The 21,372-nt window shown below is 73.2% G+C and carries 20 protein-coding genes; 5 read left to right on the forward strand and 15 right to left on the reverse strand.

The window, feature by feature from the left end; genetic code table 11:
• Positions 1-147: 147 nt before the first annotated feature.
• Positions 148-744 carry a TetR/AcrR family transcriptional regulator gene (locus tag ACI2LW_RS08620; RefSeq protein WP_404730436.1) on the forward strand — a complete coding sequence of 199 codons (597 nt, stop codon included), beginning with the start codon at positions 148-150 and terminating at the stop codon, positions 742-744.
• A 237-nt stretch (positions 745-981) separates the two neighbouring features.
• Here ACI2LW_RS08620 and ACI2LW_RS08625 read toward each other — a convergent pair whose 3' ends face one another.
• Entirely contained in the window at positions 982-1,560 is a 579-nt protein-coding gene (locus ACI2LW_RS08625; RefSeq protein ID WP_404730437.1) for a M23 family metallopeptidase, read from the reverse strand.
• Positions 1,561-2,015: 455 nt separating this feature from the next.
• Between ACI2LW_RS08625 and ACI2LW_RS08630 the strand changes: the two genes are divergently transcribed.
• The gene (locus ACI2LW_RS08630) at positions 2,016-2,672 is read left to right on the forward strand and encodes an HAD family acid phosphatase (RefSeq protein WP_404730438.1); all 657 of its coding nucleotides are present in this window, start codon (positions 2,016-2,018) and stop codon (positions 2,670-2,672) included.
• Positions 2,673-2,744: 72 nt separating this feature from the next.
• On the opposite strand, the gene ACI2LW_RS08635 is transcribed toward ACI2LW_RS08630, so the two are convergent.
• The gene (locus ACI2LW_RS08635) at positions 2,745-5,270 is read right to left on the reverse strand and encodes an ATP-dependent Clp protease ATP-binding subunit (protein WP_404730439.1); all 2,526 of its coding nucleotides are present in this window, start codon (positions 5,268-5,270) and stop codon (positions 2,745-2,747) included.
• Between the two features lie 441 nt (positions 5,271-5,711).
• On the opposite strand from ACI2LW_RS08635, the gene ACI2LW_RS08640 reads away from it, so the two are divergent.
• On the forward strand, positions 5,712-6,563 hold the full coding sequence (locus ACI2LW_RS08640; RefSeq protein ID WP_404730440.1) for an SCO3374 family protein: 852 nt from the start codon (positions 5,712-5,714) through the stop codon (positions 6,561-6,563).
• A gap of 43 nt (positions 6,564-6,606) precedes the next feature.
• Here the strand turns inward: ACI2LW_RS08640 and ACI2LW_RS08645 are convergent, their stop codons facing one another.
• The 10 genes from ACI2LW_RS08645 to ACI2LW_RS08690 form a co-directional block, all read right to left on the reverse strand.
• Positions 6,607-6,942 carry an Lsr2 family protein gene (locus tag ACI2LW_RS08645; protein WP_404730441.1) on the reverse strand — a complete coding sequence of 112 codons (336 nt, stop codon included), beginning with the start codon at positions 6,940-6,942 and terminating at the stop codon, positions 6,607-6,609.
• 254 nt (positions 6,943-7,196) lie between these two features.
• Positions 7,197-7,730: an amino-acid N-acetyltransferase gene (locus ACI2LW_RS08650; RefSeq protein WP_404730442.1), complete on the reverse strand. Its 534-nt coding sequence runs from the start codon at positions 7,728-7,730 to the stop codon at positions 7,197-7,199.
• A 9-nt stretch (positions 7,731-7,739) separates the two neighbouring features.
• Positions 7,740-8,273, reverse strand: coding sequence for a BlaI/MecI/CopY family transcriptional regulator (locus ACI2LW_RS08655; protein ID WP_404730598.1), 534 nt, complete (start codon positions 8,271-8,273; stop codon positions 7,740-7,742).
• Between the two features lie 257 nt (positions 8,274-8,530).
• Entirely contained in the window at positions 8,531-8,722 is a 192-nt protein-coding gene (locus tag ACI2LW_RS08660) for a hypothetical protein (protein ID WP_404730443.1), read from the reverse strand.
• A 54-nt stretch (positions 8,723-8,776) separates the two neighbouring features.
• Positions 8,777-9,523, reverse strand: a complete 747-nt coding sequence (locus tag ACI2LW_RS08665) for a hypothetical protein (protein ID WP_404730444.1) — start codon at positions 9,521-9,523, stop codon at positions 8,777-8,779.
• 542 nt (positions 9,524-10,065) lie between these two features.
• A complete protein-coding gene (locus tag ACI2LW_RS08670; protein WP_404730445.1) occupies positions 10,066-10,863 on the reverse strand; it encodes a type III pantothenate kinase in 798 nt (265 codons plus the stop codon).
• Positions 10,864-10,872: 9 nt separating this feature from the next.
• Positions 10,873-11,856 carry a carboxylating nicotinate-nucleotide diphosphorylase gene (gene nadC, locus ACI2LW_RS08675; RefSeq protein ID WP_404730446.1) on the reverse strand — a complete coding sequence of 328 codons (984 nt, stop codon included), beginning with the start codon at positions 11,854-11,856 and terminating at the stop codon, positions 10,873-10,875.
• Positions 11,857-11,861: 5 nt separating this feature from the next.
• A complete protein-coding gene (locus tag ACI2LW_RS08680) occupies positions 11,862-13,595 on the reverse strand; it encodes an L-aspartate oxidase (RefSeq protein ID WP_404730447.1) in 1,734 nt (577 codons plus the stop codon).
• On the reverse strand, positions 13,592-14,593 hold the full coding sequence (panC, locus tag ACI2LW_RS08685) for a pantoate--beta-alanine ligase (protein WP_404730448.1): 1,002 nt from the start codon (positions 14,591-14,593) through the stop codon (positions 13,592-13,594). The genes ACI2LW_RS08680 and panC overlap by 4 nt, the downstream gene beginning before the upstream one ends.
• A gap of 145 nt (positions 14,594-14,738) precedes the next feature.
• Positions 14,739-15,761, reverse strand: coding sequence for a Rossmann-like and DUF2520 domain-containing protein (locus ACI2LW_RS08690; protein ID WP_404730449.1), 1,023 nt, complete (start codon positions 15,759-15,761; stop codon positions 14,739-14,741).
• A gap of 240 nt (positions 15,762-16,001) precedes the next feature.
• On the opposite strand from ACI2LW_RS08690, the gene ACI2LW_RS08695 reads away from it, so the two are divergent.
• Positions 16,002-17,282: a threonine aldolase family protein gene (locus ACI2LW_RS08695; RefSeq protein WP_404730450.1), complete on the forward strand. Its 1,281-nt coding sequence runs from the start codon at positions 16,002-16,004 to the stop codon at positions 17,280-17,282.
• A gap of 39 nt (positions 17,283-17,321) precedes the next feature.
• Positions 17,322-18,428, forward strand: coding sequence for a DUF5937 family protein (locus tag ACI2LW_RS08700; protein WP_404730451.1), 1,107 nt, complete (start codon positions 17,322-17,324; stop codon positions 18,426-18,428).
• Between the two features lie 84 nt (positions 18,429-18,512).
• On the opposite strand, the gene ACI2LW_RS08705 is transcribed toward ACI2LW_RS08700, so the two are convergent.
• From ACI2LW_RS08705 to ACI2LW_RS08715, 3 genes are all read right to left on the reverse strand, one after another.
• A complete protein-coding gene (locus tag ACI2LW_RS08705; protein ID WP_404730452.1) occupies positions 18,513-19,145 on the reverse strand; it encodes an AAA family ATPase in 633 nt (210 codons plus the stop codon).
• Positions 19,146-19,322: 177 nt separating this feature from the next.
• Positions 19,323-19,994, reverse strand: a complete 672-nt coding sequence (locus ACI2LW_RS08710; protein ID WP_404730453.1) for a response regulator — start codon at positions 19,992-19,994, stop codon at positions 19,323-19,325.
• Between the two features lie 86 nt (positions 19,995-20,080).
• A complete protein-coding gene (locus ACI2LW_RS08715) occupies positions 20,081-21,286 on the reverse strand; it encodes a sensor histidine kinase (RefSeq protein WP_404730454.1) in 1,206 nt (401 codons plus the stop codon).
• Positions 21,287-21,372: the final 86 nt, after the last annotated feature.

Below are 21,372 nucleotides of genomic sequence, written 5' to 3' on the forward strand. Positions count from 1 at the left end.
CCGTCCCACTCCCCCAGCTACTCCCACTTACTTGCCGCCCGGCAAGTGACTACACTCCGGAAGGTAGACCGCCAACTAGCCGGGCGTCAAGTAAGTTTTGCCGGCCGGTCGGCAGGTAACCTCTCCGGGAGCGCGAGGAGCACGAGAATGGGCGGCACCATGGACGGCACCAGGCAGCAGCGCCGCGGGAACACCCGCCAGCGCATCCAGGACGTGGCGCTCGAACTCTTCGCCGAGCAGGGGTACGAGAAGACCTCCCTGCGCGAGATCGCCGAGCGCCTGGACGTCACCAAGGCGGCGCTGTACTACCACTTCAAGACCAAGGAAGAGATCATCGTCAGCCTCTTCGAGGACCTGACGCACCCGATCGAGGAACTGATCGAGTGGGGGCGGCGGCAGCCGCACACGCTGGAGACCAAGCAGGAGATCGTCCGCCGCTACAGCCAGGCGCTGGCCGGGGCGGAGCCCCTGTTCCGCTTCATGCAGGAGAACCAGGCGACCGTGCGCGAGCTGCGCATCGGGGACACCTTCAAGGACCGTATGCGCGGCCTGCGGGACATCATCATCGACCCGGAGGCGAGCCTGACGGACCAGGTGCGCTGCGTCAGCGCCCTGTTCACGCTGCACGCCGGGATGTTCGTGATGCAGGACCTCGAGGGCGACCCGGAGGACCGGCGCAAGGCCGTGCTCGAGGTCGCCATCGACCTGGTGACCCAGGCACACCAGGGCGCCCACAGGGACTGACGACACGGAACCGCCGCCCTGCGCCGGCATGCGGCGGGGCGGCGGTGCGATGCGCGCGGCATCCCGGGCTTGCGGGATCCGCGGACTCCGGCGGCTCCGGGACTTAGCGCCCTAGGGACGCCTCGAGGCTCCGGAACTCCGAGCCCATGGGGGCGCCTTCGGGGCTCCTGGACTCCGGGCCCATGGGGGCCTTCGGAGCTCCGGGAGTCCGGTCCTCCGGGCCTCCAGGGCTCCGGGTCAGACGGTCACGCCGTGGGAGCGCAGGAAGGCGACCGGGTTGACGGCGGAGCCGTAGTTCGGGGTGGTGCGGATCTCGAAGTGCAGGTGCGGGCCGGTGCTGTTGCCGGTGTTGCCGGACAGGGCTATGTGCTGACCGGTGGCGACGACCTGGCCGACCTTCACGTCGATGCGCGAGAGGTGCGCGTACTGCGAGTACTGGCCGTTGGCGTGCTTGATGACGATGGCGTTGCCGTAGGCGGGGCCGTCGCCGCCGCCGTAGGGGCCGGCCTTGACGACGGTGCCGCCGTGGGCGGCGACGACCTCGGTGCCGATCGGCACGGCGAAGTCCTGGCCGCTGTGCTTGTGCGCCCAGTGGCTGCCGCCCTGGTTGAAGCTGGCGCTGAGGGTGTAGTTCTTCACCGGGTCGACCCAGGCGGCGGCCGACTTGGCGACGGCGGCGGGAGCCGCCGTGGTCTCGGCGGCGGACGCTACTCCCGCACCCATGGCGACCGAGACGCCCAGGCCGGCGGCCAGGACGGCGGCGCGGGTACGGAGCTTGGTGGCACGGGCGGAACGGGACGTGGCGCGCTGGAACATCTAAACCTCTGCAGGTGGGGGACGTTGGGGGCCGCCTGGCAATGCCTTCGCCCGGCGGGCTCCACCTTGGTAACCCGGCCGCTCCCCGGACCTCAAACACCCCCACTACGACGGAATGTAGTAAGAGGGGACAGTGGCGCACGTCTCTTGACGAGCCTCCTATTTAGGACAAACCCCCTGTAGAGACCCCATGAGGGAGCATTTCGCCGCCCTAAATGTCCGATTTACGGATCCCCGTCCGGTACTAAGTGGCGTAGTACGGGACAAATCGCCTGTGCCCCACATCACCGGTGAGGCGGTTTTGGGCCCCTTGTCGTGTGACGGGGGTCATGTGGCGCCCGTCTCCACACAGTTACCGCCAAGTAATCGTGCAGACGCCTTCCCGCCACCACGTCGTTCGAGCATGCTCACATCAAAAGTTCGCCGCTCCACGACGCCGAGAGGACCCCCCACCCATGACCACAGGCACCTGGACGCGCCGCATCGGTACGACCGCCGTCGCCACGGTCGCCGCCACGGCCCTGGCCGTCCCCCTGGGCGCCCGGGCCGCGACGGACGCCCCGGCCTCCGCCACGGCGGGCGGAGCCCCGGCCACCGCGACAGCCGCCACGTCCGGGAAGGTCGACTACGCCACCTGGCAGCGCGACTGCCAGGCCGTGATGGACCAGGCGCTGCCGTATCTGCGGCAGCGGATCGCCGACGGCGGGGCGGGCGAGAAACGGGCCGTCGTCTTCGACATCGACAACACGACGCTGGAGACCGACTTCGGCTTCAGCTACCCCCAGCCCGCCAACCGGCCCGTGCTGAAGGTCGCCCAGTACGCGCAGGAGCACGGCGTCGCGCTGTTCTTCGTCACCGCCCGTCCCGGCATCGTCGAGGGACCGACGGAGTTCAATCTCGCGTACGACGGCTACCGCGTCGACGGGCTGTACGTGCGCGGCCTGCTCGACCTGTTCAAGGACGTCGCCGACTACAAGACGGCCAGGCGCGCGGCCATCGAGGCCAAGGGCTACACGATCATCGCCAACATCGGCAACAGCGCCACCGACCTCTCCGGCGGCCACGCCGAGAAGACCTTCAAGCTGCCGGACTACGACGGGCAGCTGTCCTGACGCACACAAAAGGGGCTGCCCCGGGACTCCAGGTCCCGGGGCAGCCCCTTCGGCGCGTGCCCGGCGTGCCGGCTACGCGTCCTTGCTCAGGTTCGGCCCGGCTCCGCCGGCCGCCTGCTCGATCGGCGGGACGTCCGGCAGCGCGGACTTCTCCTCGCCGCGGAAGGTGAAGGTCTTCTCCTCGCCCTCGCCCTCGGTGTCCACGACCACGATGTGACCGGGGCGCAGCTCGCCGAAGAGGATCTTCTCCGACAGCGAGTCCTCGATCTCGCGCTGGATCGTCCGGCGCAGCGGCCGGGCGCCCAGGACGGGGTCGTAGCCCTTCTTGGCCAGCAGCTCCTTGGCGGACTGGGAGAGCTCGATGCCCATGTCCCGGTCCCTCAGGCGCTCGTCCACCTTGCCGATCATCAGGTCGACGATCCGCAGGATGTTCTCCTGGGTGAGCTGCGGGAAGACCACCACGTCGTCGACGCGGTTGAGGAACTCGGGGCGGAAGTGCTGCTTGAGCTCGTCCGACACCTTGTTCTTCATGCGCTCGTAGTTGGTCTTCGTGTCACCCGAGGCGGCGAAGCCCAGGTTGAAGCCCTTGGAGATGTCCCGGGTGCCGAGGTTGGTGGTCATGATGATCACCGTGTTCTTGAAGTCCACGACCCGGCCCTGGGAGTCGGTCAGGCGACCGTCCTCCAGGATCTGCAGCAGCGAGTTGAAGATGTCCGGGTGGGCCTTCTCGACCTCGTCGAAGAGGACGACCGAGAACGGCTTGCGGCGCACCTTCTCCGTCAGCTGGCCGCCCTCCTCGTAGCCCACGTAGCCGGGGGGCGAACCGAAGAGGCGGGAGACCGTGTGCTTCTCGCTGAACTCCGACATGTCGAGGGAGATCAGCGCGTCCTCGTCACCGAAGAGGAACTCCGCGAGCGCCTTGGACAGCTCGGTCTTACCCACGCCGGACGGGCCGGCGAAGATGAACGAGCCACCCGGGCGCTTCGGGTCCTTCAGACCCGCACGGGTACGGCGGATCGCCTTGGACAGCGCCTTGACGGCGTCGTCCTGGCCGATGACCCGCTTGTGGAGCTCGTCCTCCATGCGCAGCAGCCGGCTGGACTCCTCCTCGGTCAGCTTGAAGACCGGGATGCCGGTGGCCGTGGCGAGGACCTCGGCGATCAGGTCGCCGTCGACCTCGGCGACGACGTCCATGTCGCCGGCCTTCCACTCCTTCTCCCGCTTGGCCTTGGCGGCCAGGAGCTGCTTCTCCTTGTCGCGCAGCGAGGCGGCCTTCTCGAAGTCCTGCGAGTCGATCGCGGACTCCTTGTCCCGGCGGACCGCGGCGATCTTCTCGTCGAACTCGCGCAGGTCCGGCGGCGCGGTCATCCGGCGGATGCGCATCCGGGAGCCGGCCTCGTCGATCAGGTCGATCGCCTTGTCCGGCAGGAAGCGGTCCGAGATGTAGCGGTCGGCCAGGGTGGCGGCCTGGACCAGCGCCTCGTCGGTGATGGAGACGCGGTGGTGCGCCTCGTACCGGTCGCGCAGACCCTTGAGGATCTCGATGGTGTGCGGCAGGGACGGCTCGGCGACCTGGATGGGCTGGAAGCGGCGCTCGAGGGCCGCGTCCTTCTCCAGGTGCTTGCGGTACTCGTCCAGGGTGGTGGCGCCGATGGTCTGCAGCTCGCCGCGGGCCAGCATCGGCTTGAGGATGCTCGCCGCGTCGATGGCGCCCTCGGCGGCACCCGCACCGACCAGCGTGTGCAGCTCGTCGATGAACAGGATGATGTCGCCGCGGGTACGGATCTCCTTGAGCACCTTCTTCAGGCGCTCCTCGAAGTCACCGCGGTAGCGGGAGCCGGCGACCAGGGCGCCGAGGTCCAGGGTGTAGAGGTGCTTGTCCTTGAGGGTCTCGGGCACCTCGCCCTTGACGATGGCCTGGGCGAGGCCCTCGACGACGGCGGTCTTGCCGACGCCGGGCTCACCGATCAGCACCGGGTTGTTCTTGGTACGGCGGGAGAGCACCTGCATGACCCGCTCGATCTCCTTCTCGCGCCCGATGACCGGGTCGAGCTTGGACTCACGAGCGGCCTGGGTGAGGTTCCGGCCGAACTGGTCGAGGACCAGGGACGTCGAGGGGGTGCCCTCGGCAGGGCCGCCCGCGGTGGCGGTCTCCTTGCCCTGGTAACCGGAGAGCAGCTGGATGACCTGCTGCCGCACCCGGTTGAGATCAGCGCCCAGCTTGACCAGGACCTGGGCGGCGACGCCCTCGCCCTCGCGGATCAGGCCGAGCAGGATGTGCTCCGTGCCGATGTAGTTGTGGCCCAGCTGAAGGGCCTCGCGGAGCGACAGCTCCAGGACCTTCTTGGCACGGGGGGTGAAGGGGATGTGGCCCGAGGGGGCCTGCTGGCCCTGGCCGATGATCTCCTCCACCTGCTGGCGGACCGCCTCGAGCGAAATCCCGAGGCTCTCAAGGGCCTTGGCGGCGACACCCTCACCCTCGTGGATCAGGCCCAGGAGGATGTGCTCGGTGCCGATGTAGTTGTGGTTGAGCATCCGGGCTTCTTCCTGAGCCAGGACGACAACCCGCCGCGCGCGGTCGGTGAACCTCTCGAACATCGTTAATCGCTCCTCAGAGCGGTCAGGCAGTGGGGGGAACTTCCCCTCCCTGTCCTTCCGCAGCTTAGTCCCGCAAGCGGGGACCGCTCATTCCAACTGCCGACACCGTCGATGGCCTCCTGACCCCGAACGCCGACATCTGCTCCAACCCGATGGTGCGAGACGATGTTCCCGCAGGCCAGGCAGTTACCCCAGTCGCCAGTACGCCGATGGCGAACGTGAGACTCCTGCGCCCGGGTACGGCCTGCGCGTCGCCCCCTCCCACTAGGGATGTCTTACCCGTACGGACTGACACTCCATGCCGCGCGCCCCCGTTCCCTCCGCTATGGGCGAACAACTTCGCGCCCCCTCCCCCACGCGCGCGCCCCCTTGCCCGGCACAGATCGTCCGCGCGCGAACACCCAGCGTAACCCTGGGGTGTGTCCGGCGGTTGCACCCTGCATGGTCGGCAGCCTCTCCTCCGTCCCGCTTCCGGTTCCCGTCCCCCGTCGGCCGCCCGGCCCCGGCGAGGGGGCGGTGCGGCACTGGTACGAGAACGAACTGGGGTGGCCGACGGTGCCCGGTTCACCGGTACGACTTGTGGTGGGCCACCGCTTCGACGTCCTGGACCTGCCGGTGGAGGCGGGCCGGGGGGCGCTGCGCCGTCTGGGTCCCGGTTCCCCGGTCGCCGTGCGGGCCGACCGGATGCAGTTGCTGGTGGCGGCGGGCGGCGCGGAGGAGGTGCCCGGGCTGCTGGAGTGGCTGGAGTGGGGCGCCGTGGACCTGGACCTGGTGGCGCTGGGCGCGGGCGCCCTCATGGACGCCCCGGCACCGCCCGGCGGGGTCACGACCTCCGGCGCGGGGACGGCGTCCAGCACGGGGACGGTGCGGGTGCCCGGGGCGCGACGGGCGACGGACGCGGGGTCCGGGCCCGGGTCCGGCGAAGGGCCGCGGCCCGGCGGGCGGTCCTGCCGCGGACCCGGCTGCGATCTCGGCTGCGGACTCGGCTGCGGACTGGGCGCGGGGCCCTGCCCCGGCGCGGGGCGTCGCGACGGCACGGGGCCCCGCCCCGGCGCGGATCCGGCCGGGGCGTGGGCGCCGGCGCGGGAGCGTCGCGGATCACAGGGGGCCGCCGTGTGGCTGCGGCCCCCCGAGCCCGGTCGCGAGGTCGAGGCCTCGCTGCCGGGGCTCTCGGCTGTGGGGGGACGTGCGGGCGTCCCCGATCTCGTACGGCTGGTGGACACGGCCGCCGCCGAGTGCCACCGGATCCGGCTGCGGCGCGCGTGCGCACAGCCGGTCGCGCTGTCCCGGTAGCCGCGGGGAGACCCTCGGCTTCCGGGCCCACGGCCGCCGTGTGTCAGCCGTTGGCCTTCTCGTACGCCTCGCGGATGGACGCGGGGACCCGTCCGCGGTCGTTGACCTCGTAGCCGTTCTCCTTCGCCCAGGCACGGATCTGCGCGGTGTCCTGGCTGCCGCCGGAAGCCGCGCGCGCCTTTCCACGGCCGCCCGAAGCGCGGCCTCCGGTACGCCGGCCGCTCTTGACGTACGGCTCGAGAAGGCCGCGGAGCTTGTCCGCGTTGGCGGTGGTGAGATCGATCTCGTAGGTCTTGCCGTCCAGCGCGAACGTCACGGTCTCGTCCGCCTCGCCGCCGTCGAGGTCGTCGACAAGAAGGACCTGAACCTTCTGTGCCACCGGATTTCCTTTCATCGATAACGTGAGGACCGGGGGGTGGTCGGCGTCCGCCGTTTAGCCGTCCCCTGTTATATGCAGTACTGCAGTACGTCGGAAAGCAAACCGCTTTTGCGGGAAAAACACAAACCCCTGGGGGAAGAGCGACCGCACACCCGGCCGGAAACATGCGCGTTTCGGACATAGCGAACCCGGGCAGGGCCGGACGGTGTGAATACGGCTTCCCCGGTCCGTGGATCCCGGACGCCCCTTGGCGATCACAGATGCAGAAGCATCCGGCTGTTGCCCAAGGTGTTCGGTTTCACTCGTTCGAGACCGAGGAACTCCGCGACGCCCTCGTCATAGGAACGCAGCAGCTCCGCGTAGACATCGGTGTCGACCGGCGTCTCACCGATCTCCACGAAGCCGTGCTTCCCGAAGAAGTCCACTTCGAAGGTCAGGCAGAAAACCCGGCGAACACCGAGCCAGCGCGCGGTCTGCAGCAACTTCTCCAGCAACTGATGGCCGACGCCCGCGCCCTTCAGGCCGGGCTTCACCGCGAGAGTGCGCACTTCCGCGAGGTCTTCCCACATCACGTGCAGTGCGCCGCAGCCGACGACCTCGGCGTTGTCGTCCCGTTCGGCGACCCAGAACTCCTGGATGTCCTCGTAAAGCGTCACGGTCGCTTTGTCGAGCAGGATGCGCTCGCGCGCGTACGCGTCGAGCAGCCGGCGCACCGCCGGTACATCGCCGGTCCTGGCCCGCCGGACGGTGACGGCTTTTGCGGTGACTTCGGGTTGCTCTGCGGACATGTGCGGACGCTATCGCCCGCGACCGCCCCGCGCCGACCCGGGGTTCTCGTCACGGGTTTCGGCCGTATCGGCCGCCGCGGCGCTATCGGCGGTATCCGCGCCGGCCGTGTCCGGGACTTCGCCGGTGACTTCGGTCTTCTCTTCGGGTGTTCCGCCCGGCGCCGTCGCGCCCGTTCCGCCGCCGGTTCCCCCCGCGGCGTCCTCGGTGAGGCCTCCGGTGGTTCCCTCGACGATGCGAACGGCGTCCCGAAGGGCCTGCCGCTGTTCATCGCTCATCATCCCGAAGAAGGCGACGAGAGCCGCGGCGGCGTTGTCGCTCTGGGACCAGGCGTCGTTCATCAGTGCGGCGGCGTAGGCGGCCCGGGTGGACACCGCCTCATATCGATAGGCCCGGCCCTCGGCCTCGCGGCGCACCCAGCCCTTGTGATGGAGATTGTCCAAAACGGTCATCACCGTGGTGTACGCGATGGACCGTTCCCGCTGAAGGTCTTCCAGGACTTCCCGAACGGTCACCGGGCGGTTCCACTTCCACACCCGCGTCATGACCGCGTCTTCGAGTTCTCCCAATGGGCGAGGCACAACTCAGCACAATAGTGGGAGACGGCGCACATGGCGTGCCGACGTGCGCTTTTTGTGACAGAAACGAACAAAAGGGACGTGCGGCACGGTGCGTGGCGCGCACGGCCGGGCGCACGGCGCGCACCGGGCCGTACGCCCGTCGGCGCCGGGGCCACCGCGGCCGGCCCGGCCGACCCGCCGGGCGGGTCCGGTGACGGTCAGGCGTCGGTGGAGACGGCCGGTCAGGCGTCGGTCGGGGCGGCGCCGCCGGAGGAGGCCCGCGGGCCGCCCTGGGTACGCGCGACGGCGGCGTCGACGGCCGCGTCCTCCTTGGCCTTGTTGGCGCCGCCCTGGGTCTTCACGATCACCCGGACGAGGCCGATGAAGAACGCGGCCATGACGACCGGGGGGAGCAGCGCGGAGACGTAGTCCATGGGTCCAGGGTAGCCAGGGCGGCGGGACAAACAGGGGCGGGGTGGCCCGGACCGCTACACCGCGGCGAGCCGCTGCTGCGGATCCCCGGACGGCGGCGCGGGCTTGCGGCGCGGGAAGACCTCGCCGGGCGTGGGGATGGGCCGCCGGGCGGGCTCGGGGGCCCCGGGGGCGGGCGCCGGGGACGGGGACGGCTGGGCGGGAGCGGGGCGCTGCCCGGGCTTCGGCGCGGGCTTCTTGGCCGGCTCCCCGCCGGAGGCCGCCGGCCACACCCGCCGCAGGGGGCTGCGGGAGGCCGGGACGGCGGCGGCCGTACGGGCGGTGGCCGGGCGGTACGGCATGGCGCCCGAGGGAGCCGCCGAGGGGGCGGGCACGCTCGCGCGCACGGGCCGGGAGCCGCCGTCCGCCCCTGCCTCCTGGCCGGTGGGCTGCCCGGCGAGGACACGGCAGCGGTGCAGCAGGGCGGCCGCGGCGGGGGTGCCGCGCAGGGCGCCCAGGGCGGCGAGGTCGTCGGAACCCGGCCGGAGACCGGCGTCCAGGGCCTCTTCGAGGAGCGCGAAGTAGCCGAGGGCGGTTCCGGGCAGGGCCTCGCGGTAGCGGGCGAGTTCGGCCTCCAGGAACGCGCGCGACCGGGCGCCCTCGTACAGCGCCTCGTCGAGCGACTCGGCGAGTCTGAGGCACTCCCGCAGGTCCTCGGCGCGGGCGGGACGGGCGTGAAGGGCGAGGGTGAGGGCGCGGCGGAGCACACGCAGCTCCTCCGCGCCGAACACCATGCCGCCGCGGGTTCCGTATGGCGTGGGCATAGGCCGACGATACGCGCTAATCAGACAAATTCGACATAAGACGCGCAGGTGACACGTGGGCACCCGGCGCGCGAGCACCCGCGCGCACCACGAGGACCCGCGCGGATGTCCGTGCGCGCGCAGGGAGCGCGACGCTCCGGCGCCCTGCACGGGCGTCGGCGCCCGGCGGAGACCAGGGCCCGCGGGGACGCCGGGCGGCCGCCGGTACGGCGGCGCGGGCGCAAGGGGCCGGTGCGGGGAATCCCGGCTGCCGTCCGGCGCACGTGGCGCACGCGCCGTGCCGCCTCCTCGTCCCGCCCCGCACAGGTGCGGCGCACGCGCGTGGGGCTCGTCGTGCGGCGGGGGCGGGGGCGCCCCGCGCTCCGACCCCGCACGACCCCCGCACGCGCACGCCGGCACGCGAGGGTCGGCGTGGGCACGGGTGCGGGAGCCGGCGGCTACGGGGCGCCGGGCCCGGAGGGCGCCCCGCGGAGGACACCCACGGGTGGTGGTCACCCGCGGGTGGTGGTCACCCGCAGGTGGTGGTCACCCGTGGGTGGCGGTCACCCGCGGGACACGTTGCGTTCGTAGACCAGGCGGAGGCCGATGAGGGTGAGCCACGGCTCGTGCTCGTCGATCACCGAGGACTCGCCGAGGACCATGGGGGCGAGGCCGCCCGTCGCGATCACGGTCACGTCGTCGGGGTCGTCGGCCAGTTCCCGGGCCATGCGGCTGACCACTCCGTCGACCTGTCCGGCGAACCCGTAGACGATGCCCGCCTGCATGGCCTCGACCGTGTTCTTGCCGATCACGCTGCGCGGCCGGGCCACCTCGATCTTCCGCAGCATCGCCGCCCGGACGCCCAGCGCCTCCACGGAGATCTCGATACCGGGCGCGATCACCCCGCCGACGTACTCCCCGCGCGCGGACACCGCGTCGAAGGTGGTCGCGGTGCCGAAGTCCACGACCACCGCGGGGCCGCCGTACAGTTCGGTCGCCGCGACCGCGTTGATGATCCGGTCGGCGCCGACCTCCTTGGGGTTGTCGAAGAGGATCGGCACGCCGGTCTTCACGCCGGGCTCGACCAGGACGGCCGGTACGTCGCCGTAGTAGCGCCGGGTCACCTCGCGCAGCTCGTGCAGCACGGACGGCACGGTCGCGCAGATGGCGATGCCGTCGATGCCGTCGCCCAGCTCGTCGCCGAGCAGCGGGTGCATGCCCATCAGGCCCTGCAGCAGCACGGCGAGCTCGTCGGCGGTGCGGCGGGCGTCCGTGGAGATGCGCCAGTGCTCGACGATGTCCTCCCCGTCGAACAGCCCGAGCACCGTGTGGGTGTTGCCCACGTCGATCGTCAGCAGCATGACCGGTACCTACTCCGCCTCGCGCAGGTCCAGGCCGATGTCCAGGATCGGCGAGGAGTGGGTGAGGGCGCCCACGGCGAGGTAGTCCACGCCGGTCTCCGCGTAGGCGCGGGCGGTCTCCAGGGTGAGCCGCCCCGAGGCCTCCAGCACCGCGCGGCCGTCGACGATCGCCACGGCCTCCTCGCACTCGACGGGCGTGAAGTTGTCCAGCAGGATCAGGTCCGCGCCCGCGTCCACGACCTCGCGCAGCTGGTGCAGGGTGTCGACCTCGACCTCGATCGGCACCTCCGGGAACGCCTCGCGCACGGCCTTGAAGGCCGCCGCGACGCCGCCCGCGGCCACCACGTGGTTGTCCTTGATCAGGGCGGCGTCCGACAGCGACATGCGGTGGTTGACGCCGCCGCCGCAGCGGACGGCGAACTTCTCCAGGGAGCGCAGGCCCGGGGTGGTCTTACGGGTGTCGCGCACCCGGGCCCTGGTGCCCTCCAGGGCGTCCGCCCAGGCGCGCGTGGCGGTGGCGATGCCGGACAGCCGGCACAGCAGGTTGAGCGCGCTGCGCTCGGCGGTCAGCAGGTCGCGCGTGCGCGTGGTGACCGACAGCAGCTTCTGCCCGGCGTGCACCCGGTCGCCGTCGTCCACGTGCCGCTCGACCTCGAACTCGTCGGTGCACACCACCGAGAGCACGGCCTCGGCGACGCGCAGGCCGGCCACCACGCCGGCCTCGCGGGCGGTGAAGTCGCCGGTGGCGACGGCGGTCTCCGGGATGGTCGCGACCGTCGTCACGTCCACGCCGTGGTCCAGGTCCTCCTGGATGGCGACGTTGGCGATGTCCTCGACCTCCACGGGGTCGAGGTGCGCCTCGGCCAGGAGCTGGGCGAGCGCGGGGTCGAGCCCGCACTCCAGGTACTCCTCGTCGGCGTCCGCGCCGCAGCCGCAGCCGTCGCCGCCGCAGCAGCCGCCGTTCGAGGCAAGGGGAAGTTCTTCGGGGCTCACTTGTGTCACTGCTCCTGGGGGCGGCGGGGCGCGGGGGCCTCGGGGCGGGTCGGGGGGAAGTCCGCCGTGTCCGTGGTGTGCACCACGGGCGTCCGGTCGGGGTTCAGCCGTACGACGATGTGGCGGCGCCAGTGGGCGTCGTCGCGCTCGGGGCGGTCCTCGCGCCAGTGGCAGCCGCGGGTCTCCTCGCGCAGCCGGGCGGCGGCCACCAGGACACGGGCCACGCACAGCAGGTTGGTGGCCTCCCAGGTGTCGACGCCGGGTTCGGCCGTCTTGCCGTTCTCCTCGAGGGCGCCGCGGGCCTCGGCGTGCAGCCGCTCGAGCTGCTCGGCGGCCCCGGCGAGGGACGCGCCGGAGCGCAGCACGCCCGCGCCCTCGGTCATGATCCGCTGGATCGCGAACCGGGCCTCGGGGGCGAGCAGGGGGTGCGCGGGCCGGTCGGTGTACGGCACGGGCCGCGGCACGCGCGCGTGCAGGCCGTTCTCCGACCGCTCGCGCGCGATGTCGGCGGCGATGCGCTCGGCGTAGACCAGGCCCTCGAGCAGGGAGTTGGAGGCGAGGCGGTTGGCGCCGTGCACGCCGGTGCAGGCCACCTCCCCGCAGGCGTACAGGCCGGGGACGGTGGTGCGGCCCCGGGGGTCGGTGCGCACGCCCCCGGAGGCGTAGTGGGCGGCCGGGGCGACCGGGACGGGCTCGGTGACCGGGTCGATGCCGTGGGCGCGGCAGGCGGCCAGGATCGTCGGGAAGCGGTGCTCCCACATCTCGGCGCCGAAGTGGCGGGCGTCGAGGAACATGTGCTCGGCGTCCTGCTCCTGCATACGGCGCATGATGCCCTTGGCGACGATGTCCCGCGGGGCGAGTTCGGCCAGTTCGTGCTGCCCGGTCATGAAGCGCACGCCGTCGGCGTCGACCAGGTGGGCGCCCTCGCCGCGCACCGCCTCGGAGACGAGGGGCTGCTGGCCCTCGGCGTCCGGGCCGAGGAACAGCACCGTCGGGTGGAACTGCACGAACTCCAGGTCGGAGACCTCCGCCCCGGCCCGCAGGGCGAGCGCCACACCGTCGCCGGTGGACACGGAGGGGTTCGTGGTCGCGGAGAAGACCTGGCCCATGCCGCCGGTGGCGAGCACCACGGCGGGCGCGTGCACGGCGCCCACGCCGTCGTGCTGGCCCTCGCCCATCACGTGCAGGGTGACGCCGGCGGTGCGGCCGTCGGCGTCCGTGAGCAGATCGAGCACCAGCGCGTTCTCGACGGTGCGCAGCCCGCGCGCGCGTACGGCCTCGACGAGCGCCCGGGAGATCTCCGCGCCGGTGGCGTCGCCGCCCGCGTGCGCGATCCGGCGGCGGTGGTGGCCGCCCTCGCGGGTGAGCTGGATGCCGCCCTCGTCGTCGGTGTCGAAGTGGGCGCCGGTGGAGATCAGCCGCCGTACGGCGTCGGGGCCCTCGGTGACGAGGATGCGCACGGCCTCCTCGTCGCACAGGCCGGCGCCCGCCACCAGGGTGTCGTCCAGGTGCTGCTCGGGGGTGTCGCCGTCGCCGAGGGCGGCGGCGATGCCGCCCTGCGCCCAGCGGGTGGAGCCGTCGTCCAGGCGGGCCTTGGTGACGACGACCGTCGTCAGGCCCGCGGCCTCGCAGCGCAGGGCGGCGGTCAGGCCGGCCACGCCGGAGCCGACGACCACCACGTCCGCGTCGATGGACCACCCGGGCGCGGGCGCGTGCAGTCGTATGCCTGTGCTGGTCACGAGGCGGCTCCGAGGGTTCCGAAGGTGAGGGGCAGGTTGTCGATCAACCGGGTCGTGCCGACCCGGGCGGCGACGGCGAGGACGGCCTCACCGGTGAAGTCGTCGCCGATCTCGGTGAAGTCGGCGGGGTCGACGAGGGCCAGGTAGTCCAGTTCGAGCGGCGGGGTCAGGCGCGCGGCCTCGTCCAGTACCTGCCGGGCGGCGGCGCGGACGGCGGCCGCCGCACCGGGGGACGCCTTGGCGACCGCGGCGGCGTCGGCCGCGGCGCGGGACTCCCCGAGCGCGCTGAGCGCCTCGGCGCGCGCCCGCGAGGAGGGCACCTCGCGGGCCCGGGCGCGCAGCGCCTCCTGGGCGGCGTGCCGGTCGCGGCCCGCGAACAGGGCCTGGGACAGCGCGAGCGCGGTGCGCCGCTCCGCGGGGGACAGGTAGCGGTTGCGGCTGGACAGGGCCAGGCCGTCGGCCTCCCGCACGGTCGGCACGGCGACGATGTCCACGCCGAAGTTCAGGTCGCGCACCATGCGGCGGATCAGGGCGAGCTGCTGGGCGTCCTTCTGGCCGTAGAGGGCGACGTCGGGGCGGGTCAGGTGCAGCAGCTTGGCGACGACGGTGAGCATGCCGTCGAAGTGGCCGGGGCGCGAGGCGCCCTCCAGCCGCGCGCCCATGGGGCCCGCGCCGATGCGGACCTGGGGCTCGCCGCCGGGGTAGACCTCCTCCACGGACGGCGCGAAGACGGCGTCGGCGCCCGCCTGTTCGGCGACCTTGAGGTCGGCCTCCAGGGTGCGCGGGTAGCGGTCCAGGTCCTCGCCCGCGCCGAACTGCAGCGGGTTGACGAAGACGGTGACCACGACCTCGCCCTCGGCGCCCGCGATCTCCCGCGCGGCGCGGATCAGGGCGGCGTGGCCCTCGTGCAGCGCGCCCATGGTCATCACGACGGCACGGCGGCCGGTGCGCGCGCGGGCGTGCAGCTCGTCGGCGGTGCGCAGCAGGGCTGTGGTCATCGGGCCTCTCCGTTCCCGGGCGCCGGGGTCACCGGGCGGCCCTCTTCTGCCGTGTCCGGGGCCACCCGGCCCGCGGGGTGCGCCGGGTGCCGGGGGTGCGCCGGATGCCGGGGGTGCGCCGGATGCCGGGGGTGCGCCGCGCGGGTCATCGGGCGTCCCCCTCGCCGCCGTCCCCCTCGCCGCCGTCCCGGCCGGTGCCGCGGTCCGGGCCGGTGCCGCCGTCCCGGCCGCTGCCGCCCGTACCGCCGCCGGCGACCGTGGCGTCGCCGCCGTCGGCGAGGACGTCCAGCAGGTCCTCGGCCAGTTCGGGCTTGAGCAGGCCGTGGGCGAGCGCCCGGTCGGCGGTGGCGCGGGCCATGGCCAGATAGCCGGCGACGGTCTGCGGGGCGTACCGGCGCAGCTCGCCGACGTGCGCGGCGACCGTTCCCGCGTCGCCGCGCGCGACGGGGCCGGTGAGGGCCGCGTCGCCGGAGCGCAGCGCGTTGTCCAGGGCGGCGCCGAGCAGCGGGCCGAGCATCCGGTCGGGCGCCTCGACACCGGCCTGCCGCAGCAGCTCCATGGACTGGGCGACCAGGGTCACCAGGTGGTTGGCGCCCAGGGCGAGCGCCGCGTGGTAGAGCGGCCGCATCTCCTCGGCGATCCACTCCGGTTCGCCGCCCATCTCGATGACCAGGGCCTCCGCGGCCAGCCGCAGCTCCTCGGGGGCGGTGACGCCGAAGGAGCAGCCGGCTAGCCGCTGCACGTCCACGGGGGTGCCGGTGAAGGTCATCGCGGGGTGCAGGGCGAGGGGCAGCGCGCCCGCGCGCAGGGCGGGGTCGAGCACCTTCGCGCCGTAGCGTCCGGAGGTGTGCACGAGCAGCTGGCCGGGCCGTACGGCGCCGGTCTCGGCCAGGCCCGCGACCAGCCGGGGCAGGGCGTCGTCCGGGACGGTCAGGAGCACCAGGTCGGCCCGGCCGAGCACCTCGGCGGGCGGCACCAGGGGCACCTCGGGGAGCAGCGACGCGGCGCGCCGTCTGGAGGCGTCGGAGACTCCCGAGACGGCCACCGGGCGGTGTCCGGCGAGCTGGAGGGACGCGGCGAGCGCCGGACCCACCCGGCCGGCGCCGACGACGCCGACGGTGAGCCGCGCGGGGCGGTCCCTGGGGTCTGGCTGATGGCTTGTACTCACGCGACGCTGGCCTTCCCGTTCCAGTCCGCTCCGGGTACCGGACGATTTCTCGTCATGTTAACGCTATCGGTTCCGGCGGCGTCCGGCCGTCCACAGGCTGTGGGTTTCGCCACGGAGCGGTCCCGGGCGTGCCGCGGACGGGAGTCGGCCCGTCCCCGGGCACGCCGGGGGGACGCAAGGGCACGCGCGGGCACGGAAATGGGCGTGCCCGTCCCGGCCGGTCCGCGCGATGATCCGGGCATGAGCGATACGGCGGGGCAGGACGCGGAACGGGACGAGCGCGTTCCGGAGGAACGGGGGCCGGAGCAACGGCGCTCGGAGGAGCAGGGGCCGGAGGAAGACGGGCGGGAGAAGGACGGCCCGGAGGGAAACGGCCCGGAGGAAGACGGGCGCGGTCGGCTGCGCGCCCAGCGCATGGAGGCGTTCCGCAGCGCGGAGCGTGTGCTCGCGCGCCCCGGGTTTCTGGGCTCGCTGCGGGAGCGGCTCGCGCTGCTGGACGGCGCGGCCGGCCTGCACGACCTCGACGAGACGGCGGACATGTACGGCAACGGCGTCGTCGAGGCCCTCGAGGAGCGGACCGCCCGCCTGCTGGGCAAGGAGGCCGCCGCCTTCTTCCCCACCGGCACGATGGCCCAGCAGGTCGCACTGCGCTGCTGGGCCGGCCGTACCGGGAACCCGGCCGTGGCCCTGCACGCCCTGGCCCACCCCGAAGTGCACGAGCGGCACGCCCTGAGCCAGGTCAGCGGCCTGCGCCCGGTACGGGTGACCGGCGAACCGCACTCGCCCACCGCGGCGGAGGTACGCGGCCTGGACGAACCCTTCGGCACGCTCATGCTCGAACTCCCCCTCAGGGACGCCGGCTTCGTACTGCCCTCCTGGGAGGAGCTCACCGAGGTCGTCGAGGCCGCGCGCGAGCGCGACGCGGTGGTGCACTTCGACGGCGCGCGCCTGTGGGAGTCCACCGCGCACTTCGGCCGGAGCCTGGCGGAGATCGCCGACCTGGCCGACAGCGTGTACGTGTCGTTCTACAAGTCGCTCGACGGCTACGGCGGCGCCGCTCTGGCCGGCCCGGAGGAGCTGGTGGAGGAGGCCCGGACCTGGCGGCACCGGTACGGGGGCAACGTCTTCCAGCAGTTCCCGACGGCCCTGTCGGCACTGGCCGGGCTCGAGCGGGAGCTGCCCCGCCTGCCCGGCTATGTGCGGCACGCGCGCGTGGTGGCCGCCGCGCTGCGCGAGGGGTTCGCGGCCGCCGGGCTGCCGTGGGCGCGCGTCCACCCGGCCGAGCCGCACACCCACGAGTTCCAGGTCTGGCTGCCGTACGGCCCCGAGGTGCTCGCCCGGGCCGCGATCCGCACGGCCGGGGAGACGGGCGCGATGCTCTTCGCCAACGGCTGGGACGCCCGGGGCCCGGACCTGTCCTTCACCGAGGTCTCCGTGCGCGCCGCCGGGCTGGAGTGGACGGCACAGGACGTGCGGGCGGCGGTCGCGGAGTTCGCCGCCCGGCTGCCCCGGGGGGAGTGAGGGCGGCCGGTTGTCAGTGGGGGCGGGCACGATGGGGGCATGAGCGTACGCATCGACATCGCGGGGCTGCGGCCGGAGAGGGTCGCCGTCGTGCCCTCCCCCCTGGCCGAACTCGGCATGGCGCTGCACGCGCTCTCCGAGCCGGGGCACCACCCGGGGCTGCAGGGCTGGGCCACGGGCATCACCGCCCGCCTGGACCCGCATCTGGCGGACCGCATGTGCGAGGCCGACTTCCTGTGGCGGTGGACGTTCTCCGACCTGTTCCTGCCGTACGCGGGCGTCCCGGGCGGGGCCGCGCTGCCGGGACCGGACCTCGCGCATGAGCTGGACCTGCTGGACAAGCTGTCCGACGAGCAGTTCGTGGACGCGGCCCTGGAGTTCACCTGCGCCCTGCCCTACGGCGCCCCGGGCGCCGGGCCGCTCGCCGACGCCGCGCTGCGCCGCCGCGTGCTGGAGGTGGCCGCCGCGCGCGGGCCGCAGCAGGTCCGCTTCAGCGAGCGGCTGCTGGCCGACCCGCCGCGCATCCGCACCTGGCTGCGGCAGTTCCTGGAGGACTGCGACGAGGCGTTCTTCGCCGAGACCTGGTCCCGGCTGCGGTACCAGCTCGCGGCGGACGCCCGGCACAAGACGGAGCTGCTGCGCCGCAAGGGCCTGGCCGAGGCGCTGGCCGCCGTGTCCCCCGCCCTGGCGCTGGACGAGGCGGCCGGCCGGATCACGGTCGACAAGCTCGGCGAGGGCCGCACCGCCACCGCGGACCGCGGCCTGCTGCTCGTCCCCACCAGCCTGGGCCGGCCGCATCTGATGGTCCTGCACCGGTACGGCTGGCAGCCGGTGCTGCACTACCCGGCCGGCTCGCCCGGGCTCGCCGCCCCGCCCTCGGTGGAGCAGCTGACGCTCCGCATGGCCGCGCTGTCCCACCCGGTGCGGATGCGGCTGTGCCGGAGCCTGGCCCGCACCGCGTTCACCACCGGCGAGCTGACCCGGGTGCACGGCATGACCGCGCCGGAGGTATCCCGGCACCTCGGCGTGCTGAAGAAGGCGGGCCTGGTCACCACCCGCCGCCGCGGACGGTACGTCTACCACCAGCTCGACGTGACCATGGTGGCCCGGCTGGGCAGCGACTTCCTGGAGGCCATCCTCCGCTGAGGCGAGTGGACGCACGCGCCGGGCTGTCCGGCCCGGGGGCTGGGCAGGCTCGGAGAGGGGCGGGCCCGGCACGGGCCGGGCGGGTCAGTCCAGGCGGATGTGCCGGATGCCGATCTTCGCCTGGCGGAGCCGGGTGCGCAGCGGGCCGCTGGTGTCGGGGCGGAGGGTCAGCCCGGCCAGGACCGCGATCCGGTCCGCGGTCTTCGGCACGGTCGAGTGGTCCGTCCACAGGTGCTCGGCGAACTCCGGCTCACGCAGCCGCTCGAGGCAGTGGTCGAGCTGCCGCACCGCCCAGGTCTCCCTGCCCAGCGAGGAGTTCTTCCCGGCGACGAACTGGAGGAGGTGCCCGAAGCCGCGCTCCCGCAGCCGCCGCAGCACGGTCTCGCGCTCCGCGAGCAGGGTGAAGTGCCGTACGTCGTGGCCGAGTTCACGCAGCCGGCCGACGGTCTCGGCGAACACCCGCGGATCGGTGACCGTCATGGGGGCGATCACCACGCCCTCGTGCGCGGTCAGCGTCAGGTCGAGCACCTCGACGACAGCTTGCCGCCAGGAGGCCAGCTCCTGGAAGTCCCCGCGCAGGTCCGGCGGCAGCATGCGGTGCAGGCCGAAGCCGGCGTGCTCGGGGTCGCAGACGACGCTGCCGGGCAGACGGCGCCGGATCTCGTGTGCGGTCTGTGTCTTGCCGCCCCCGAAGGGGCCGTTGATCCACAGGAGCATGCGGGAGACCCTACCGACGGCGCGCCGCCCGTGCGCGCGGACGGGCAGACCGACCGGGCGGACGGGTGTGCACGGGCGCGGACGGGCGGACGGGCGGACGGGCGGACGGGCGCGGACGGGCGCGGACGGGCGCGGGTGGCCGGGCGCGGACGGGCGCGGGTGGCCGGCGGTCCGGGCTCAGCCGTGTCCGCCGGCCCGGACGAGTCCCGTCTCGTAGGCGAGGACGACCACCTGCACCCGGTCCCTGAGCCCCAGCTTGGTCAGGATCCGCCCCACATGGGTCTTCACGGTCGCCTCCGACAGCACCAGCCGGGCGGCGATCTCCCCGTTGGACAGGCCCTGCGCGACCAGCACCATGACCTCGCGCTCGCGCTCGGTGAGCCGCTCCAGCTCCTTGTGCCGGTGCCGGCCTCCCCCGGTGGGCAGCATCGGCGCGAACCGGTCGAGCAGACGGCGGGTGGTGGACGGCGCGACCACGGCGTCCCCGCTGTGGACGGCGCGGATCGCGGCCAGCAGGTCGCCCGGCGGCACGTCCTTCAGCATGAACCCGGAGGCGCCCGCCTTCAGACCGGAGAACGCGTACTCGTCGAGGTCGAAGGTGGTCAGGATGAGCACCTTCGGCGGGTCGGGCTCCGAGCAGATGCGGCGCGTGGTCTCCACCCCGTCCAGCTTCGGCATGCGCACATCCATCAGCACCACGTCGACGGCGGTGGCGCGCAGCACCTGGAGGGCCTCGACGCCGTCGCCCGCCTCGGCGACGACCTCCATGTCCGGCTGGGCGGCGAGCACCATCCGGAATCCGGTGCGCAGCAGCACCTGGTCGTCGACGAGCATCACGCGGATCGTCATCGGGCTCCTCTTCCGTCGGTCGGGGGCGGTTTTGCCGGGGACGCGTCCCGGCGCGGGCGGGGCGTACGGCGGGGGGTACGGCTGTGTCAGTGCGCCGGTTTCAGCGGCAGCAGGGCGCTGATGCGGAAGCCTCCACCGGGGCGCGGCCCCGCGTCCAGGGTGCCGCCGACCATGCCCACGCGTTCCCGCATGCCGATCAGGCCGTGGCCCTGGCCGTCCGCGCCGCCCTCCTCGTACAGCTCGTGCGGGGCGCCCTTGCCGTCGTCCTCGACCAGCAGCCCGAGACCGTCGTCGAAGTAGACCAGGCGGACGCTCGCGCCCGCGTTCGGCCCGCCGTGCTTGCGGGTGTTGGTGAGGGCTTCCTGCACGATCCGGTACGCGGTGAGCTCCACGCCGCTGGGCAGCGGGCGCGGGGTGCCCTCGATCTTGAAGTCGACGGGCAGTCCGGAGCCCCGGCACTGCTCGACCAGCTCCTCGATCTGCTCCACGTCGGGCTGCGGCACGTACTCACCGCCCTCCTGGTGCTCGCCGGTGCGCAGCACGCCCAGCAGGCGGCGCATCTCGGCGAGGGCCTGGCGGCCGGTGGAGGAGATGGTCTCCAGGGCGATCTTCGCCTGCTCGGGCGCGGCGTCCAGGACGTAGGCGGCGCCGTCGGCCTGCACCACCATGACCGACACGTTGTGCGCGACGACGTCGTGCAGCTCCCGCGCGATCCGGGCGCGCTCGGCGGCGACCGCCACCTTGGACTGCGCCTCGCGCTCCTTCTCCAGGCGCGCGGCCCGCTCCTCCAGCTGCGCGAAGTAGGCCCGGCGGGTGCGCATGGAGTCGCCGAGCACCCAGGCCAGGGCGAACGGCACCGTCTGGAAGACGGCTATCGCCACGTTGCCGCCGACGCTCGTGTGCTGCTGCGGCCAGCGGATCTGCGCCAGGGTCGCCGCGCACAGCCCGCCGGCCAGCGCGAACCTCGAGGCCCAGCGGGCGCCGACCGCGGCGACCGTGTAGATGATCACCAGCATGGCGAAGTCGGCGACCGTCGTCTCCACGTCCAGCACCAGCTGGACCACGCCCGTCGCGGCCGCGAGCAGCAGCATCTTCTCGGGCATCCGGCGGCGCAGTGCGACCACCAGGCACATGACGACGGACACGGCCAGGGCGGCGGCCAGTGATCCGTGGTGGTCCGGCGCCCCGTTGACGCTCGTCACGCTCACGCCGGAGATCCCGAGCAGGACGAGGGCCCAGGAGCCGTCGACCCACATCGGGTGCCTGCGGAGGAAGTCATAGAGGCGCTGCACGTAACCCAGCGTAGGGAAGCGGAATAGGTGCAGGGGTCAACCGGAGGGCCGATCCGCGTCCCGGCCTCGTACTCCCCAAGGTGGAT

Origin of the sequence: Streptomyces sp. NPDC004065, assembly GCF_044903565.1 — a bacterium.
GTDB lineage: Bacteria > Actinomycetota > Actinomycetes > Streptomycetales > Streptomycetaceae > Streptomyces.

Excerpts from the sequence above, each read along its gene's own strand:
- ACI2LW_RS08620 (WP_404730436.1), top strand. The coding sequence starts at position 148 with ATGGGCGGCACCATGGACGGCACCAGGCAGCAGCGCCGCGGGAACACC.
- ACI2LW_RS08625 (WP_404730437.1), bottom strand. The coding sequence starts at position 1,560 with ATGTTCCAGCGCGCCACGTCCCGTTCCGCCCGTGCCACCAAGCTCCGT.
- ACI2LW_RS08630 (WP_404730438.1), top strand. The coding sequence starts at position 2,016 with ATGACCACAGGCACCTGGACGCGCCGCATCGGTACGACCGCCGTCGCC.
- ACI2LW_RS08635 (WP_404730439.1), bottom strand. The coding sequence starts at position 5,270 with ATGTTCGAGAGGTTCACCGACCGCGCGCGGCGGGTTGTCGTCCTGGCT.
- ACI2LW_RS08640 (WP_404730440.1), top strand. The coding sequence starts at position 5,712 with ATGGTCGGCAGCCTCTCCTCCGTCCCGCTTCCGGTTCCCGTCCCCCGT.
- ACI2LW_RS08650 (WP_404730442.1), bottom strand. The coding sequence starts at position 7,730 with ATGTCCGCAGAGCAACCCGAAGTCACCGCAAAAGCCGTCACCGTCCGG.
- ACI2LW_RS08655 (WP_404730598.1), bottom strand. The coding sequence starts at position 8,273 with ATGACGCGGGTGTGGAAGTGGAACCGCCCGGTGACCGTTCGGGAAGTC.
- ACI2LW_RS08660 (WP_404730443.1), bottom strand. The coding sequence starts at position 8,722 with ATGGACTACGTCTCCGCGCTGCTCCCCCCGGTCGTCATGGCCGCGTTC.
- ACI2LW_RS08665 (WP_404730444.1), bottom strand. The coding sequence starts at position 9,523 with ATGCCCACGCCATACGGAACCCGCGGCGGCATGGTGTTCGGCGCGGAG.
- ACI2LW_RS08670 (WP_404730445.1), bottom strand. The coding sequence starts at position 10,863 with ATGCTGCTGACGATCGACGTGGGCAACACCCACACGGTGCTCGGGCTG.
- panC (WP_404730448.1), bottom strand. The coding sequence starts at position 14,593 with ATGACCACAGCCCTGCTGCGCACCGCCGACGAGCTGCACGCCCGCGCG.
- ACI2LW_RS08695 (WP_404730450.1), top strand. The coding sequence starts at position 16,002 with ATGAGCGATACGGCGGGGCAGGACGCGGAACGGGACGAGCGCGTTCCG.
- ACI2LW_RS08700 (WP_404730451.1), top strand. The coding sequence starts at position 17,322 with ATGAGCGTACGCATCGACATCGCGGGGCTGCGGCCGGAGAGGGTCGCC.
- ACI2LW_RS08705 (WP_404730452.1), bottom strand. The coding sequence starts at position 19,145 with ATGCTCCTGTGGATCAACGGCCCCTTCGGGGGCGGCAAGACACAGACC.
- ACI2LW_RS08710 (WP_404730453.1), bottom strand. The coding sequence starts at position 19,994 with ATGACGATCCGCGTGATGCTCGTCGACGACCAGGTGCTGCTGCGCACC.